The organism is Shewanella basaltis (assembly GCF_023283885.1).
GTDB classification, from domain to species: domain Bacteria; phylum Pseudomonadota; class Gammaproteobacteria; order Enterobacterales; family Shewanellaceae; genus Shewanella; species Shewanella basaltis.
On the sequence record NZ_JAKILA010000005.1, the window covers coordinates 137,918 to 154,276 of the forward strand.

At 42.2% G+C, this 16,359-nt stretch carries 15 protein-coding genes; 12 read left to right on the forward strand and 3 right to left on the reverse strand.

What is annotated here, in order from left to right; genetic code table 11:
* Window positions 1-92 precede the first annotated feature (92 nt).
* On the reverse strand, window positions 93-2,129 hold the full coding sequence (gene metG, locus L2703_RS05875) for a methionine--tRNA ligase (protein ID WP_248970191.1): 2,037 nt from the start codon (window positions 2,127-2,129) through the stop codon (window positions 93-95).
* 149 nt (window positions 2,130-2,278) lie between these two features.
* Between metG and apbC the strand changes: the two genes are divergently transcribed.
* The 10 genes from apbC (at window position 2,279) to L2703_RS05925 (ending at window position 12,986) form a co-directional block, all read left to right on the forward strand.
* Complete coding sequence (gene apbC, locus L2703_RS05880; protein WP_428848648.1) at window positions 2,279-3,400, forward strand: iron-sulfur cluster carrier protein ApbC; 1,122 nt, start codon at window positions 2,279-2,281, stop codon at window positions 3,398-3,400.
* A 9-nt stretch (window positions 3,401-3,409) separates the two neighbouring features.
* The gene (gene udk, locus L2703_RS05885; RefSeq protein ID WP_248970193.1) at window positions 3,410-4,048 is read left to right on the forward strand and encodes a uridine kinase; all 639 of its coding nucleotides are present in this window, start codon (window positions 3,410-3,412) and stop codon (window positions 4,046-4,048) included.
* Between the two features lie 24 nt (window positions 4,049-4,072).
* Complete coding sequence (gene dcd / locus L2703_RS05890) at window positions 4,073-4,657, forward strand: dCTP deaminase (RefSeq protein WP_248970194.1); 585 nt, start codon at window positions 4,073-4,075, stop codon at window positions 4,655-4,657.
* Window positions 4,658-4,662: 5 nt separating this feature from the next.
* Window positions 4,663-5,490, forward strand: a complete 828-nt coding sequence (pabC, locus tag L2703_RS05895) for an aminodeoxychorismate lyase (RefSeq protein ID WP_418358981.1) — start codon at window positions 4,663-4,665, stop codon at window positions 5,488-5,490.
* A complete protein-coding gene (mltG, locus tag L2703_RS05900; RefSeq protein WP_428848649.1) occupies window positions 5,490-6,500 on the forward strand; it encodes an endolytic transglycosylase MltG in 1,011 nt (336 codons plus the stop codon). Before pabC ends, mltG begins: the two co-directional genes overlap by 1 nt.
* A complete protein-coding gene (gene tmk / locus L2703_RS05905) occupies window positions 6,497-7,144 on the forward strand; it encodes a dTMP kinase (protein WP_248970197.1) in 648 nt (215 codons plus the stop codon). The genes mltG and tmk overlap by 4 nt, the downstream gene beginning before the upstream one ends.
* Window positions 7,145-7,170: 26 nt before the next feature.
* A complete protein-coding gene (holB, locus tag L2703_RS05910; RefSeq protein WP_248970198.1) occupies window positions 7,171-8,163 on the forward strand; it encodes a DNA polymerase III subunit delta' in 993 nt (330 codons plus the stop codon).
* A 44-nt stretch (window positions 8,164-8,207) separates the two neighbouring features.
* Window positions 8,208-8,534 carry a PilZ domain-containing protein gene (locus L2703_RS05915; protein ID WP_160052887.1) on the forward strand — a complete coding sequence of 109 codons (327 nt, stop codon included), beginning with the start codon at window positions 8,208-8,210 and terminating at the stop codon, window positions 8,532-8,534.
* 54 nt (window positions 8,535-8,588) lie between these two features.
* Window positions 8,589-9,377 carry a TatD family hydrolase gene (locus L2703_RS05920; RefSeq protein ID WP_248970199.1) on the forward strand — a complete coding sequence of 263 codons (789 nt, stop codon included), beginning with the start codon at window positions 8,589-8,591 and terminating at the stop codon, window positions 9,375-9,377.
* Between the two features lie 1,095 nt (window positions 9,378-10,472).
* Window positions 10,473-12,986, forward strand: a complete 2,514-nt coding sequence (locus tag L2703_RS05925; protein WP_248970200.1) for a sensor domain-containing protein — start codon at window positions 10,473-10,475, stop codon at window positions 12,984-12,986.
* Between the two features lie 63 nt (window positions 12,987-13,049).
* Here L2703_RS05925 and L2703_RS05930 read toward each other — a convergent pair whose 3' ends face one another.
* A complete protein-coding gene (locus L2703_RS05930) occupies window positions 13,050-13,412 on the reverse strand; it encodes a hypothetical protein (RefSeq protein ID WP_248970201.1) in 363 nt (120 codons plus the stop codon).
* A gap of 22 nt (window positions 13,413-13,434) precedes the next feature.
* Window positions 13,435-13,698, reverse strand: a complete 264-nt coding sequence (locus L2703_RS05935) for a hypothetical protein (RefSeq protein ID WP_248970202.1) — start codon at window positions 13,696-13,698, stop codon at window positions 13,435-13,437.
* A gap of 135 nt (window positions 13,699-13,833) precedes the next feature.
* Between L2703_RS05935 and L2703_RS05940 the strand changes: the two genes are divergently transcribed.
* Together L2703_RS05940 and L2703_RS05945 are read left to right on the forward strand one after the other, a co-directional pair.
* A complete protein-coding gene (locus tag L2703_RS05940; RefSeq protein ID WP_248970203.1) occupies window positions 13,834-15,348 on the forward strand; it encodes an ATP-binding protein in 1,515 nt (504 codons plus the stop codon).
* Window positions 15,345-16,049 (forward strand): response regulator, encoded by a 705-nt coding sequence (locus L2703_RS05945; RefSeq protein ID WP_248970204.1) that lies wholly within the window; start codon window positions 15,345-15,347, stop codon window positions 16,047-16,049. The genes L2703_RS05940 and L2703_RS05945 overlap by 4 nt, the downstream gene beginning before the upstream one ends.
* Window positions 16,050-16,359: the final 310 nt, after the last annotated feature.

Below are 16,359 nucleotides of genomic sequence, written 5' to 3' on the forward strand. Positions count from 1 at the left end.
ATGGGTTTAAATCGTAACGTTATGTTATGTATGATAAAAAAGACCGATTAGGCGGTCTTTTTTAGACGTGCTTTAACAACTAAACATGTGGCCTATTTGACGCGCATACCCGGTTGTGCGCCTTCATGAGGCTCTAAAATAAACAGGTCTTTACCGCCAGGTCCTGCGGCTAACACCATCCCCTCAGAGTCACCAAACTTCATGGTGCGAGGCGCAAGGTTAGCGACCATCACGGTTAGCTTACCAATTAAGTCTTCAGGCGCGTAGGCTGATTTTATCCCCGCAAAAACTTGTTTGGTTTCGCCGCCTAAATCCAGTTCAAGACGCAACAGTTTATTGGCTTTCTCAATGTGTTCTGCTTTGCTGATCCGTGCAATACGTAAATCAATTTTGGCAAAATCATCGAAGGTGATTTCCGGGCTAATTGGGTCTTGGGCTAATTGATCAACTGCTTGCTTAGGCGCTGGTGCTTGCGTTGCTTGTAAGTTCTCTTTTGACGCTTCGATAATGGCTTCAACATTTTTCATGTCGATACGTTGCATCAAGGCTTTAAACGGCGCAATTTCATGGCCAGATAAGTCTTGTGCTAGGTTATCCCATGTGAGTGTGAGCTGCAGAAAGCCTTCTACATCTTGAGCAAGTTTTGGCAACACAGGTTTAAGGTAGGTGACCAAAATGCGGAACAAATTAAGTGCATTACTGCACACTTGATGCGCTTCTTCTTGCTTGTCGTCTTGTTTAACCAATTGCCACGGCGCGGCGTCAGCAACATAACCGTTGGCGATGTCGGCTAATGCCATAATTTCGCGCATGGCTTTGCCAAACTCGCGGGTTTCGTAAAACTCGGCAATGGTTTCGCTTTTAGCAAGAAAAGCTTCTGTCAGGCTGGTGTCAGCAAGTTTGGCCAGCTTGCCGTCAAAACGTTTACTGATAAACCCTGCCGTGCGTGATGCAAGGTTAACCAGTTTACCCACTAAATCTGAATTAACGCGTTGGGCAAAGTCTTCAAGGTTTAAATCTAAGTCGTCAATACGGCTATTTAATTTAGCGGCATAGTAATAACGTAAATATTCAGGGTCTAAATTATCAAGATAAGTACGCGCTTTAATAAACGTGCCTTTAGATTTAGACATTTTCGAACCGTTTACTGTGACATAGCCGTGTGCATATACGCTGGTAGGCTTGCGAATTCCGGCGCCTTCCAACATGGCTGGCCAAAACAAACTATGAAAGTAAACAATGTCTTTGCCGATGAAGTGGTACACTTCAGCTGTTGAGTCTTTGCTCCAAAAATCATCGAAATTTAGGTTATCACGCTTGTTACATAGGTTTTTAAATGACCCCATGTAACCGATAGGAGCGTCTAACCAAACGTAAAAGAATTTACCTGGTGCGTCTGGGATTTCAAAACCAAAATAAGGTGCATCACGTGATATGTCCCACTGTTGCAAGCCTTGTTCAAACCATTCACCCAATTTGTTGGCCATTTCTTGCTGTAATGAACCCGATTGGATCCACTCTTTCAACATGCCTTCAAAGGCTGGTAGGTCAAAAAAGAAATGTTCAGTGTCTTTCATTACCGGTGTTGCGCCAGACACTGCTGATTTAGGATTAATTAAATCTGTCGTGCTGTAAGTTGCACCGCAGTTATCACAGTTGTCGCCGTATTGATCTTCTGACTTACATTTAGGGCAGGTACCTTTCACAAAACGATCTGGAAGGAACATGCTTTTTTCTGGGTCGTACAATTGCGAAATCGTTTTGGTTTTGATGTAGCCGCCATCACGTAACTTAACATAGATGTCATTGGCTAACGTGCGGTTTTCGTCGCTGTGAGTGCTGTGAAAATTATCAAATTGAATATTAAAATCAGCGAAATCTTGCTCGTGTTCTTTTTGTACTTGAGCAATCATTTCTTCTGGTGTGATACCCATTTGCTGTGCTTTAAGCATGATCGGCGTACCATGGGCGTCATCGGCACAGATGTAATAACATTCATGTCCACGTAACTTTTGGAAACGTGACCAGATATCTGTTTGAATATATTCAAGCATGTGACCTAAATGGATCGGACCATTGGCATACGGTAAGGCACTTGTGACCAGTATTTTTCGCTGTGATGTCGTCATTTTGTCTCTATATCAATTTACACCCAAAATATGGCTCAATCCTAACTGATTGACTGAGATTTTTCATCAAAACATGACTTAAAAAGTGTATTAATCGCTATTTTTTTACCAAGTTCTGATACACTTGTAAAAATTTCATGTTCGGAGCCATGGTTTTGGTTAAATCGCATACAAATTATCAATTAAGTGACGAATTATTGTCACCGGTGTTAGATATTTTAGAGGCTTTTGTCGATCCTTATTTGAAAACAGGCTTAGTGTCTGCCGAGTGCGTTAGTTCGCTGGCAATATCGGGTAAACGTTTACAACTCGGTCTCGTTTATCCTTATCCTTGTATGACACAATATCGTGATACTGTTATGGCGATAACCAATCGTTTAGCCGTGTTAGATTCCATTGATGAAGTTGAATGTGAAATTGATTTTAAGCCTCGTGTTTATTCAGCCCTTCCAGCCATTTCTCCTATTCCAAACGTTAAGCAAGTGATTGCCGTTGCCTCTGGTAAAGGTGGTGTGGGTAAATCAACTACGGCTGTTAATCTTGCATTAGCGTTAAAAGCTGAAGGCGCAGAAGTGGGCATTTTAGATGCCGACATTTACGGACCTTCTATTCCGCTTATGCTGGGTATCCCCAATTTTAGGCCGCAATCGCCAGACGGTAAGCACATGACGGCAGCATCTGCCCATGGCATTTCTGCACAATCGATTGGCTTTATGCTTAGTGGTGACGAGGCTGCCGTGTGGCGTGGCCCTATGGCGGCGGGGGCATTAGCCCAGTTATTAAATGAAACTCAATGGCCAGAGCTGGATTATTTAATTATTGATATGCCACCCGGAACGGGCGACATTCAGTTAACGTTATCACAAAAAGTGCCGGTCAGTGGCGCTGTGATTGTGACGACACCACAAGATATTGCCCTTGCTGATGCTAAAAAAGGCATAACCATGTTTGGCAAGGTTAACATTCCTGTGCTTGGTATTATTGAGAACATGAGTTTTCATCTTTGCCCAGAATGCGGCCATAAAGAGCATCCATTTGGGACTCATGGCGGCAGCCAAATCGCACAAAAGTACAATGTTCCATTACTCGGTTCATTGCCTCTTCACATCAATATTCGTGAATCTATGGACAACGGCACACCAAGCGTTATCAGTGAGCCAGAAAGTGAAGTGTCAGGGATATATCGCGAAATCGCCCGCAAATTAGGGGCGCAATTAGCACTTCAACAAGTTACATCAACCGTAAAAATTAGCATATCAGACGACGAGTAAGGTTAAGAGATGAATTCTCAGCAGTGTGTCATTATTGGGATTGCCGGTGCGTCGGCTTCAGGTAAAAGTTTAATTGCCAAAACCATTTTTGAAGAATTGTGCAGCGACTTAGGCACTAATCAAATTGGGGTGATTAATGAAGATGCCTACTATCGTGATCAAAGTCATATGACCATGGAAGAGCGGGTTAAAACTAACTATGACCATCCAAAAGCATTGGATCATCAGTTATTAGCAACGCATTTAACACAACTAAAGCAAGGTCAAGCCGTCCACATTCCTTGTTACAGCTACACAGAGCACACTCGCACTAGCGAAACACTCGACATGCAGCCGAAAAAAGTGATTATTTTAGAAGGGATTTTATTATTAACAGATCCTAAATTACGTGATTTAATGGATGCCACCGTATTTATGGATACGCCGCTGGACATTTGTTTTTTACGTCGATTAACCCGTGATGTCGCAGAGCGTGGCAGAACAATGGAGTCGGTGATTTCTCAATATAAGCGCACAGTTCGCCCTATGTTTTTGCAATTTATTGAGCCATCAAAACAATATGCCGACATTATTGTGCCTCGTGGCGGTAAAAACCGTATTGCCACAGACATATTAAAAGCTAGAATTCAGCATTTATTAGCTAAGTAACCGTTCCTAGGATGAGGGTGTTGCATGCGTTTAACGGATATTGAAATTGAGCAGTGTTTAGATAATGGCACCATTATTATTGACCCTCGCCCTCGTATTGAGGCGATTTCAGGCGTCAGCGTGGATGTGCGTTTAGGCAACCAATTTCGGGTATTTCAGGACCATACAGCACCTTACATTGATTTAAGTGGCCCAAGCGCAGAAATGCAGTTGGCGTTAGACAGAGTCATGAGTGACAAAATTGACATAGCGGAAAACCAAGCGTTTTTTCTGCACCCAGGTGAACTTGCTCTGGCAGTTACCCTTGAAAGTGTCACACTGCCAGCAGATATTGTAGGCTGGTTAGATGGTCGCTCGTCTTTGGCGCGTTTAGGGTTAATGGTGCATGTGACCGCGCATCGGATTGATCCGGGTTGGCAAGGAAAGATTGTGCTGGAGTGTTACAACAGTGGTAAGTTACCTTTAGCTTTGCGTCCCACAATGACCATTGGCGCGCTTAATTTTGAACGCTTAAGTTCTGCGGTAGCTCGTCCTTATAACACCCGTGAGAGCGCAAAATATAAAGATCAGCAAGATGCTGTCCCAAGTCGGATCAGCCAGGACAAATAATGGCGCTGGTTTGGGTTAATCAAATAGAACAAGGCACTATCAGTCCATTTGACCGAGGTCTGGCTTATGGTGATGGTGTCTTTGCCACTATGCGAACGGCTGGTGCACATCAAACTGCTGGGGTACTGTTTTTAGACTGGCACTTACAACGTTTACAACAAAGTTGCCAACGTTTAGGTATTCAATGGCAAGCCAATGATAGCCTGATTGGGCAATTATTGTCGTTGGCAGAACGGTATCCTGAGCATTGCATCAAACTTGTGTTAACTCGCGGTCAAGGCGGGCGAGGTTACCAAGCTCCTGTGTTATCTGATGTCACCGAAATTGTGTCGGTGCATACTATCCCCGAACATTATCAACATTGGCAAAAACAGGGGATTTCACTTGCGTCATCACCGATTAAGCTTGGGCGTCAACCCCTGCTTGCCGGTATGAAACATTTAAATCGTCTCGAACAAGTCTTGATAAAAACTCAGCCATTAATCGCAAACTGCCAAGATTGGTTAGTACTTGATACCGATGGCTACGTTATTGAATCATCTATGGCAAATCTTTTTGCCGTTAAAGAAGGACACATCATCACACCGGCTATTACCCATGCAGGCGTTAGTGGCGTTATGCGCGAACAAATGATTGATCATTTATTAAAAGATGGGTTTGCAGTTACCGCAAAAGCGATGCGATATGACGATTTAGGCAGCGCAGAGCATATTTTTATCACAAACAGTTTATTTGGTGTTGTTGATATTAACACCATTGACCAATTTCAATTTAGCCGTTGGACGCACACGTCGCGATTCAGGCAAGTTCTGAGTGTAGATTTATCATCATGATGAAAACAATAACAACACGTTTAGTTGCTAGTTTAATACCGCTATTTGCCATTTTTTGGATCAGTGTTTATTGGCTAACAACTGATTTAATTACATTTCAAAAGCAGCCGATACTCATCACAGAGTCACAAGCGCTTCAGGTTGAGTCAGGTACATCAGTGATTAAGCTTGCACAACAACTCGAAGAACAAGGGCTTATTGTTGACAGTTGGAAAATGAAATACTTGGTGAAATTAGAACCTAAATTAGCCAGCATCAAGGTGGGTTATTATCAAATCATGCCAAGTGATACGCTCGCGACCTTATTTAAACGCTTACGTTTAGGCCAAGAGGCGGTATTTACTTTGACCTTAATTGAAGGCAAATCAATTAAAGAGTGGCAGCAAGCATTAGCGAAGAGTAAGCACTTAGTGGTGGGTGAAGACGATTTTAATCAAATACTGATTGCAAATGGCGATACATCTGGCCTCCCAGAAGGTAAATTTTATCCAGAAACATTTCATTATCATGCTGGTGATAGCGTACAAACGGTATTGCAACGCAGCTTTGATATGATGCAAATGAGTCTTAAGCAAGCTTGGGAAGGACGAGATGCCGATCTGGCTCTTAACTCGCCTTACGAATTGTTAATTATTGCCTCAATTATTGAAAAGGAAACCGGTAAACCAGAAGAACGAAACTGGGTGTCTGCCGTATTTAATAATCGCCTTAAAAAAGGCATGCGTTTACAAACCGATCCGACAGTAATTTATGGCATGGGAGACCGTTACAAAGGCAATATTACTCGTAAAGATTTACGTGAAACCACCGCATTTAACACTTATAAAATCGATGGTTTGCCGCCAACGCCAATAGCGGCGCCAAGCCGAGCTTCATTATTTGCAGCGGCCAATCCAGCCAAAGTCGACTATTTATATTTTGTTTCACGTAATGATGGCACCCATGTATTTTCAGCAACCCTGAAAGAGCATAACCGTGCAGTGAACGAATTTCAGAGAAAAAGAAAATGATTAACCAAACAGGAAAATTTATTGTTATCGAAGGGCTAGAGGGTGCAGGTAAATCAAGCGCTATCGCTTTAGTTAACGATTTAATTGAGCAGCACACTGGGCAAGCACCTGTGTGCACTCGTGAGCCAGGTGGTACACCATTAGCTGAAAAAATTCGTGATTTGGTTAAAATTGCCGATGCAAGCGACCCATTAAGTGACGAGGCAGAATGTTTGCTTATTTATGCTGCTCGCACGCAACTTATCAGTAATGTGATTAAACCGGCCCTTGCAAAAGGGCAGTGGGTGCTAGGTGATCGCCATAACTTATCGTCATTGGCGTACCAAGGTGGTGGCCGTGGTTTGATGCCGTTAGTAAAAGCGGTTAGTGATGCTTGTTTAGCGGGGTTTACCCCAGACTTGACCTTATATTTAGACATTGATCCTAAGCTTGGTTTAACTCGAGCCAAGAGCCGCGGGCAGTTAGATAGAATCGAGCAACAAGCCATCGATTTTTTTGAACGTGCAAGGCAAACCTATTTGCAACTTGCCCAACAAGACGACAGTATTATAGTTATCGATGCAAGTCAGAGCCTTGAGCTTGTTCATCAAGCGATTCGCAGTCAACTTTTGCATCGTTTGCCTTTGTTGTTTGCTAACAAGTAGCGCAAATTGATAGGGACTGAGTAAAAATGAGCGAGTATCAATTGGGGCAATTGCCGTGGCTATCAAATGCACATCAACGTTTTGTTGATCTGCATTATCGCGGGAAAAGCAGCCATGCTCATTTGCTTAATGTTGATAATGCTCTAGGCGGCATTGTGCTTGCCAATGCTTGCGCTCACACACTGTTGTGCCAACAATTGACGCCAGTGGGAGCATGTGGGCAGTGTAAAAGTTGTTTGCTATTGCAGTCAGGAACACACCCCGATTTGCATGTTGTTGAGCCAGACGGCAATCAAATTAAGGTCGATCAGATCCGTCAACTTTGTTTGTCACTAACACAAACGGCACAACAAGGCGGCGCAAGGGTTGCGGTTATCACCAATGCAGAGCGATTAAACATGGCTGCAGCCAATGCATTATTAAAAACATTAGAAGAACCCGGTGAAGGAGTAGTGCTGATTTTACAAACCAATCGTAAATCGCAGTTGCTACCGACTATCACCAGCCGTTGCCAAACCTTGGCATTTGTGGCGCCGCAAAAAGCGGACATACAACAATGGTTAGCTGACCAAAACTTGTTACCGACAGCTAATGCACAAGGCAAAATTCATGATGTAACTTGGTGCATAAACGTTGTGGGTGGCCCTTTGGCGTTGGCAACGAGTTTACGCAATAAACATTACCAACAGTTACTGGCGTACAGACAAGATTGGGCTCAAAGTTTAAAAACTGGGCATTTATGCAACAGTTTACTGGGCTTATCGGAACAACAAATTGTTGATGCACTTAATGTTTTATATTTGTACTTACGCCAATATGTGTTAAAAAGTAGCAGTCAGGTTGCATTGGCAACTCAAGCGGACACATCACAGCGCCTAAATCCATTGGTGCAAGCAAAAGTGTTAGAACTTGCCGCAAACATAATGCAAATGTGCCACAAGTTACAAACAATGCCGAGTGTTAACACCCAAGCATTGTGTCAACAATATGTCTTAGCTTTCAAAAAAGTGACCCATTGATAAGCTGAGTTTTATTAAATTTTACGGAAAGAACACACTCATATATGGTTGATCTTGTAGTTAATTACGATACATTGCACAAACTTTATCGTGCTTATATGCCGTTTATTAAACCGGCAGGCTTATTTATTGCGACCACAGAAAGCCATTTTTTAGGCCAAGAGCTGACAATCTCATATCGTTTACCAAATGCAACCCAAGCTAATGAGTTTAAAGGTACCGTAGTGTGGATTAACCCATTAGGAGCGTCAGGTGGTCGTCCTGCGGGGATCGGTGTGAAAATAAAAACGGATGTTGAAAGTCATAAACACCACATTGAAAAACTATTATCAAGCGAACTTTCATCAAGTGATTTGACCTGCACCATGTAGCTAGGTATTCTTGCGCACCTGATTTACTTGTTTACTCGTTGCGAAAGAATACCCATGTTAATTGATTCCCATTGCCACCTTGATCGTTTAAAAGCGGCTCCAGACACAGCAAGTCTTCAAACCATAATGGATAACGCCAAAGCACAAGGCGTTGATTATTTGTTATGCGTAAACGTTCGTCAGCAAGGTTTTGAAGCCATGCGCGACAAAGTTGCACCTTTTAAAAATGTTTTTTTATCTTCTGGTGTACATCCTCTGGATGTTCAGGAGGGGTTGAACATCGAAGACATTAAGCGTTTTGCCACCGACGAGCGGGTTGTCGCTATTGGTGAAACTGGATTAGATTATTTTTACTCGAATGACACTAAGTCCCTTCAGCAAACCTGTTTTGAGCAGCAAATTGCCTTAGCTGTAGAAGTGAATAAGCCTCTTATTGTTCATACCCGAGATGCCCGAGAAGACACGATTAGCATGCTTAAAGCTGGAAATGCAGACAAAGTTGGCGGGGTGTTGCATTGCTTTACTGAAAACTGGGAAATGGCAAAAGCGGCTATTGACCTGGGTTTTTATATTTCTGTTTCTGGTATTGTGACCTTTAAAAATGCCAGTGAGCTGCGCAGTGTGATCCGTCAGGTACCTAAAGACAGATTATTGGTTGAAACAGACTCGCCTTATTTAGCGCCAGTACCGCATCGCGGCCAAGAAAATCAACCTGCTTATGTTCGAGATGTTGCGCAGTTTGTCGCAGAATTACGCGCTGAGAAGTTTGACGACTTAGCACAGTACACGACTGATAACTTTTTTCGCCTGTTTAAGGATGCGGCTAGGTTAATTGGTCGATAGTGCCTGTAGGCTGCTCAAGGTTATTTTTACAGCGAATTATTGCTATGACTCATATATACAACTGCACGGCATAGACGTTGAGGTGTCGTTATTCTAAATAAAAAGTTGATAACGCAGTAAAAATGGCCAACAAATGCAGCCCATAAGGTTTGGCTAAAAACGTTTTACTCTTTGTTGAACGATGCTTTACAAATAAAGAGTTGCTTAGGAGACTAGGCAACAATCCATTCGCCTCGATTAACACGTTTTTAACTCGAACAAAATTCAACCAGCAAAGATCAACAGGCCCTAGGCATTCATCCATTTTCCTCGATTAACACGTTTTTAACTCGAACAAGATTTATACCATTTCCATTAATTATGTGACCAATCAGAGCCACTCAGACTTTTCAGTTTGAGGCGCATTGTTGAAAGAATGGTTATTCCCTTTTAAGGCGATGCAACAAAGAAATGGACAGTCTGAGTGTCTCCTACAAGGCGGGTTTCTGTGCCTTCTATACTGCTTAATAGCATTTTGACGTACGACTGCATGGATGCAGGAGGTAGAACAACGCAGGAGCAGTTGTCGACGACTGCATGGACGCAGGAGGTAGAACAACGCAGGAGCAGTTGTCGAGAGCAACTATGCCTACAATCCTATTACTTGCCTAGAAGACACAGAATTCCCGCTGAATGACCAGATAATTGCTGGAATTGGTATAAGGCCTTAAACGACAATATAGTGGTTCTATTTTGAAGCCATACAACGCAGTGTATTCTTAAATCATGATTTGTAGCATATAGTAGTGTTACCAATTCGCATTATAATGTGCACTTTTGTCGAAAGTGATTGGCGAAAAGTTTTGTGTGTGGTTAGCAACAGCCCGTTGAAGAGCTACCTCTGTGCGTTCTGAAAGGCTAACTAAGAAGATTTGTTGATATATCCTTACGGCTTAAATGATTAGGTGCTGTTGGTGACGACCGCTACAGTCGTTTTTTTGTATAGCATCTCGTCATGTTGCCTAACACAGACACAGACACATGCAAATATTTTGTTTATCCTTTATTTAACACTAAGCTGTTATCTACTGTTTATATGGCATTTAGGAAGGTGATATGTTCAAAGAAGCGAGTTCTCAGAGTGCACTTAGAGAATGGCAGCAAGAAGTGAATGACATTTCTGCTGAGTTTCGCCTCACTATAACGATAAACGACATTATTACAGCCGATCATCGTTTTCAGGAAGTGTGTTTTAGTCAAGGTTGTTCTGAGCGTATTCGTCAACAACACCAAATGAGTTTGTTGCAGTATATTAATGCTGCTACATTTGAGCACGCATCAACACTGTCCCAAGAAAATTCTAAAGCTGATGTTTATCATCAGCTTGTTCGTGATCAAGCCGGTCATATTGTTATGGCTCTTAGTTTTAGCGCTGTGAATCATGATTTAGATAAGCCAGAAATGTTTCAAGCCTTAACGGCGGTACAAATTCGCATAGCCGACATGCTAAGTAGTGCGGTTCGCGCTTCATTAACCAGTATGGATTTACACAACAAACAACCTGAAAATGTGATTCACTCTGTTGATGTCCAAGCTTTTATTAATGCATTTGATGAACATATTTGGATTAAAAATACCGACGGGATTTATATCGGCTGTAATAAAAGTGTTGAACGCGCCTGGCGAAAATCGGCAGATCAAATTGTAGGCAAGTCTGATTTTGACCTTTTTGATCCTCGCACGGCAACACTGTTTATTGAAGGGGATAAGTTAGCTATTGATACTGGGGCTGCGGTTGTGGTTTCAGAATGCGAGGAAGTTGACTTAAATTCTAATAAAGTATGGCTAGAGACCATAAAAGCGCCTGTTTATGATCCCCAAGGGCAACTCACAGGTGTCATTGGGATGACTCGTAATATCGCCAAGCATAAAGAGGCACAAGAGCAATTAATGCTAGCTGCTAATGTGTTTCAAAATGCGGTTGAAGGGGTCGTTATTACTGATACTTATGGCAACATTACTGAAATTAACCAGGCATTTACAGACATTACCGGTTACAGCCGTGAAGAAGTTTTAGGGCAAAACCCTAGAATATTAAGCTCTGGAAGACATCCAAAAAGTTTTTTTGAACGTCTGTGGAATACATTATTAGTTCAAGGCAAGTGGCACGGTGAAATTTGGAATCGTCGAAAACATGGTGCCATATTTCCTCAGGCGATTACGATAAGTGCCGTTTTTGATAAGCAAAATATTATTCAATATTATGTTGCTGTATTTGCAGACATTTCAGCCCAGAAGCAAAATGAAGAGAAGCTGAAAAATCTGGCTTACTTTGATCCATTGACTCAATTGCCTAATCGTATGCAATTTATGTCATTACTCGAACAAGAGTTAATTCATTCAAATCGTGCAAAAAAGCAGTTAGCCATTTTATTTTTAGATATCGATTTCTTTAAACACATTAATGACAGTTTAGGCCATGTGATTGGTGATGAAATATTGGTCGAGTTAGCGAAACGTTTATCCTATGCATTATCAGATTTTGATGTGCTTGCTCGCTTAAGTGGTGATGAATTTGTGGTGATGCTGCCCAGTATCATGGGCACAGATTCTGTTACCTCGTCAGTTGATCGGATTAGAAGTGTGTTTGAACGCCCGTTTATTCTTGATAATGCCCAGTCTGTTAGGTTAACAGCCAGCATAGGCGTGGCGATTTATCCAAGTGACGGTGACGACCATGACAGCTTATTACGTAATGCAGACGCTGCAATGCATCGCGCTAAACTCGATGGGCGTAATAATTACGCGTTTTATACAGAATCAATGACAAAACAAGCTGTAGCACAATTGAAGTTACAGACCGCATTGCATCAGGCCATTGCCAATGACGATTTTTATCTCGTGTATCAACCCAAATTAAAACTAGATGATTTAACGCCTTATGGTTTTGAAGCCCTTATACGCTGGCATGATCCTATTTTAGGTGATATTTCGCCTGGTGAATTTATTCCGTTAGCAGAAAAAATAGGCCTAATTTGGGGGATTGGTTTATGGGTATTAAAAACTGCCTGTTTGCAGGGCGTCGAATGGCTTACCCAGGGGAAATATTTTGATCGAATTTCGGTTAATGTGGCCAGTTTACAAATACAGCGAAGTGATTTTGTTGAACAGGTGAGACTGATTTTGCTGGAAACCGGTTTGCCTGCTAAGCACTTAGAACTCGAGGTAACAGAATCTTGCATGATGCACGATCCGGATGCCATTATTCGCGATTTAAAATTACTCGGTGCGATGGGGATTGCGCTCAGTATTGATGACTTTGGTACAGGTTATTCTTCACTAAACTACCTTAAAAAATTGCCTATTGATAAGCTTAAAATTGACCAGTCATTTGTACGTGATATCCCTCATGATTCAAACAATACTGCCATCGCGAAAGCGGTTATTGCATTAGGGCATGCGCTAAATTTGCAAATTATTGCTGAAGGGGTTGAAACTCAAGCTCAAGCTGACTTTTTACGAGTCAATGGCTGTGACTTAGCCCAAGGTTATTTATACAGTAAACCGAGATTACCAGAGGCATTAGCTGATTTTTTACCACCAGTGGCAAGCATGAAAAGTAAAAAGTAAAAAGTAAAAAGTAAAAGCCAGCATTTGACCTTCTGGCTTCTTATTGTCCATTGTGCAAGAGTGTTATGCGTATACGTCTACATTCACCGTTGATGACGTGCTACTTGCCGTTTGTGTCTCGCCACCATTATAAATGCTGTTTAAAGCCTCATAAAAAATGCTGCCGATGTCTTCATCTGACAAGCCTTCAGTCATTGGCTTTAATTCATCTAATACTGACTTTAACTCCTGTTGTTGCTCTTCAGTCAACGATGCGAGCATCTCTGTCGTTGATTGCTGTTGTTCATCTGTTAATGTCGACACCGCAGATTCTAATCCAGGAGGAACACCACCTTTTGGTGGCGGTGGACCGTCAGGGCGAGGTGGGCGCTGAGTATTTTCGGTAGATGTCATTTGTATCGATGTACTGCCGCTAGTCACTTGCATATTCACTCCTTTACACTAAGCGTTAACTACGTTTTTTTGGTGGTTGCTTCATGTCATCTGGTGCATTGTCTGGCACGGCGACTAATTCACCCTCTATCATTTTACAGGTTGCTTCAAGGGTATCACCACGGGGTGTTTCAAAGCTGACTTGACTGTTTTCTGAACTGCTTGCACAAGCTTCAATTGCCTCTTGTGGTGGCTTGCCACCAGGTGGGTTGGCTAACGCAGATGCTGATGCAACCAAACTTAATGAAAGTAAAAGGGTATTGAAAGGGGTAAGTGTCATGGTGACGCTCCTAGGTTGGGAATTAGCAACAATATAACGCAGCAATGTGAAGAAAATGTGCAGAAATGGAGGAGATTATGATCAGATATTATGTGTGACTAGTTTGCTGTTATATTGCTGGTTATACTGTGGTTTATGCAGATCTCTCAAAAATTATTTTTAGCCTTTGTGGGCTTAACCAGTATTGTACTTATCGCGACGCTTTCGCTCGCGAGGTGGAGTTTTGACCAAGGTTTTTTAGATTACATTAATAGTCTAGAACAAGAACGTTTAGCCACTTTATCTGATGATTTACTTACCCTATATGCCGCATCGGCCCCCGAGTTCATCGACGATGAAACATCAATATTAACCTGGCGTAGGATTAGCCAAGCTAAGTTAAGCCAAGCTATTTTGACGCATTTTCCACAACATCGTATTCCTAAAGACGATAAAGCGAATGCTTTTAATAAGCCTCCCCGACCAGCAGACCGTATGCCTGCAAGGTCACCAGATCAAGCACGCCAAGGGCCTCGATCGCCACCTCCTCATATTCGCCCACCCTCTAGTAATCAACGTCGTGGGCCACCTACCGGCTTGTATTCGGCTGAAGAGCAATATATTGCGGGTACAGTGATTAATCGAAATGCCGACAGTATTAGTTATCCGTTGGTGTATAACCAACAAGTGGTGGGTTATATCTTTAGTAACCCCATTCGAGAAATTGAGTCATCTTCTGCCACGGCATTTGCTAAACAACAGCGGTGGACAAGTCTTGCAATAGGGCTTATTTGTTTATTGTTAGCAAGTGCAATTGCATGGTGGTTATCTCGATTTTTATTGGTGCCAGTAAAGCGCGCAATGCAAGGTGTATCTTACTTATCTAAAGGGGATTACGACCAGCGCTTAGCCGACTCTAAACGAGCTGATGAGTTAGGCCAGTTAATGGCCAATATTGATCACCTTGCCATGACGTTAGCTAAAAATCGAAGTGCTAAAAATCGCTGGCTAGCCGATATATCCCACGAATTAAGAACGCCTTTGAGTATTTTATGTGGTGAAATTGATTCAATTAAAGCGGGGATACGATCATTTGATGCGGCGCAATTGATATCGATTGAGCAAGAGGTCTTAAGGATGAAGCATCTGGTTGATGACTTGTATGAGTTGTCTTTATCTGATGTTGGTGGACTTCGATATCATTTTACGGCTGTCAATATGAGCGAATCTTTAGACAGCACACTGCTTGGCATTACTGCAACAATGCAAGATAAAGGCTTAACTCTGACTAAACATATTACGCCTATGTTGATGGTCTCGGCAGATGTCAGGCGATTAGAGCAGTTATTCATTAATTTATTGATGAATGCAATGGCCTATACTGACTCCCCTGGTGAAATAAATGTACAGCTTATGCAACAAGAAGGGACGATTTTGTTGACCATTAATGACACTAAACCCAGTGCGACAGAGGCCGAGTGCGAATGCCTATTTGAGCCGCTTTATCGTCAAGATAGTGCAAGAACACGAAGAGGCAGTGGGGCAGGGTTAGGGCTGACAATTTGTAAAAATATTGTCGAGGCACACAATGGCGCCATCAGTGCCACGCCGTCTCAAATGGGCGGATTATGCATTAACGTTAAATTACCTTTAGTAAGGAAGTCATCATGAGTGGATTTGTGCATCAACAGCCCATGACCGTATTAGTTGTTGAAGACGAGCCTAAAATTGCGCAAATTTTGGTGGATTTTTTGCAATTAGAAGGATTTAACACCCAAGTACAATACGACGGCCGTGATGTTATTGAGATCATTAAAACTCAATCAATTGACTTTGTTATATTGGATTTGATGTTGCCGTATAAAGATGGTTTAACAATTTGTCGAGAGATCCGTCAGTTTTCAATGTTACCAGTGTTGATGCTCACGGCTAGAGTGGATGAGATTGATCGCTTAATGGGGCTTGAACTTGGCGCTGATGACTATGTGTGTAAACCTTTTTCTGCACGTGAAGTGGTTGCTCGGGTTAAAACCATCTTAAGGCGTGTTGAAAATACCCAAGGCAGCCAAAACGAGCAGGTGATCCGTTACAAGCACATAGATTTAAATATCGAACGGTTTAAATGCCATGTGGATCAACAAGAAGTAGAATTAACCCCCGTTGAGTTTCGGTTGTTGCAAACGCTTCTTAAACGCCCAGGTGTAGTCCATTCGCGCGACAGTTTAATGCAAGTTTGCTATCTAGATGACCGCATTGTCAGCTCACGCACCATTGATAGCCACGTAAAAAACTTGCGGCATAAGTTAGCGCAAGCCACTAAACAAAAAGAGGTTCTACACTCCATTTATGGCGTTGGTTATAAAGTAGAGTAATCGCCAAGTGGCAGCAGTTCCGTTTGGATCTGCTGGTAACATTTTTACGTTTTTTCCTTAATTTCTGCACCGTTTCTGCATAATTGTTTTGTACAGTATGACAAATGGATTTTGTAGGTATAACCGTATGTCGGTGTTGATTATTTATTTACTTGTGTGTTGCCAGTGCCTTGCTATATTCAGTTTTTTGGTGGTATTTTTTGCTACTGCTAAAGATCCTCAATCGACACATTCAGGTCATTGAACCCTCGCTTTTCTCCCTCGACGGCTGCATGATTTTACTGCTAAATGCTATTCTTCGGTCAGCGTT

Excerpts from the sequence above, each read along its gene's own strand:
- metG (WP_248970191.1), bottom strand. The coding sequence starts at position 2,129 with ATGACGACATCACAGCGAAAAATACTGGTCACAAGTGCCTTACCGTAT.
- apbC (WP_428848648.1), top strand. The coding sequence starts at position 2,279 with ATGGTTTTGGTTAAATCGCATACAAATTATCAATTAAGTGACGAATTA.
- udk (WP_248970193.1), top strand. The coding sequence starts at position 3,410 with ATGAATTCTCAGCAGTGTGTCATTATTGGGATTGCCGGTGCGTCGGCT.
- dcd (WP_248970194.1), top strand. The coding sequence starts at position 4,073 with ATGCGTTTAACGGATATTGAAATTGAGCAGTGTTTAGATAATGGCACC.
- mltG (WP_428848649.1), top strand. The coding sequence starts at position 5,490 with ATGAAAACAATAACAACACGTTTAGTTGCTAGTTTAATACCGCTATTT.
- tmk (WP_248970197.1), top strand. The coding sequence starts at position 6,497 with ATGATTAACCAAACAGGAAAATTTATTGTTATCGAAGGGCTAGAGGGT.
- holB (WP_248970198.1), top strand. The coding sequence starts at position 7,171 with ATGAGCGAGTATCAATTGGGGCAATTGCCGTGGCTATCAAATGCACAT.
- L2703_RS05915 (WP_160052887.1), top strand. The coding sequence starts at position 8,208 with ATGGTTGATCTTGTAGTTAATTACGATACATTGCACAAACTTTATCGT.
- L2703_RS05920 (WP_248970199.1), top strand. The coding sequence starts at position 8,589 with ATGTTAATTGATTCCCATTGCCACCTTGATCGTTTAAAAGCGGCTCCA.
- L2703_RS05925 (WP_248970200.1), top strand. The coding sequence starts at position 10,473 with ATGTTCAAAGAAGCGAGTTCTCAGAGTGCACTTAGAGAATGGCAGCAA.
- L2703_RS05930 (WP_248970201.1), bottom strand. The coding sequence starts at position 13,412 with ATGCAAGTGACTAGCGGCAGTACATCGATACAAATGACATCTACCGAA.
- L2703_RS05935 (WP_248970202.1), bottom strand. The coding sequence starts at position 13,698 with ATGACACTTACCCCTTTCAATACCCTTTTACTTTCATTAAGTTTGGTT.
- L2703_RS05940 (WP_248970203.1), top strand. The coding sequence starts at position 13,834 with ATGCAGATCTCTCAAAAATTATTTTTAGCCTTTGTGGGCTTAACCAGT.
- L2703_RS05945 (WP_248970204.1), top strand. The coding sequence starts at position 15,345 with ATGAGTGGATTTGTGCATCAACAGCCCATGACCGTATTAGTTGTTGAA.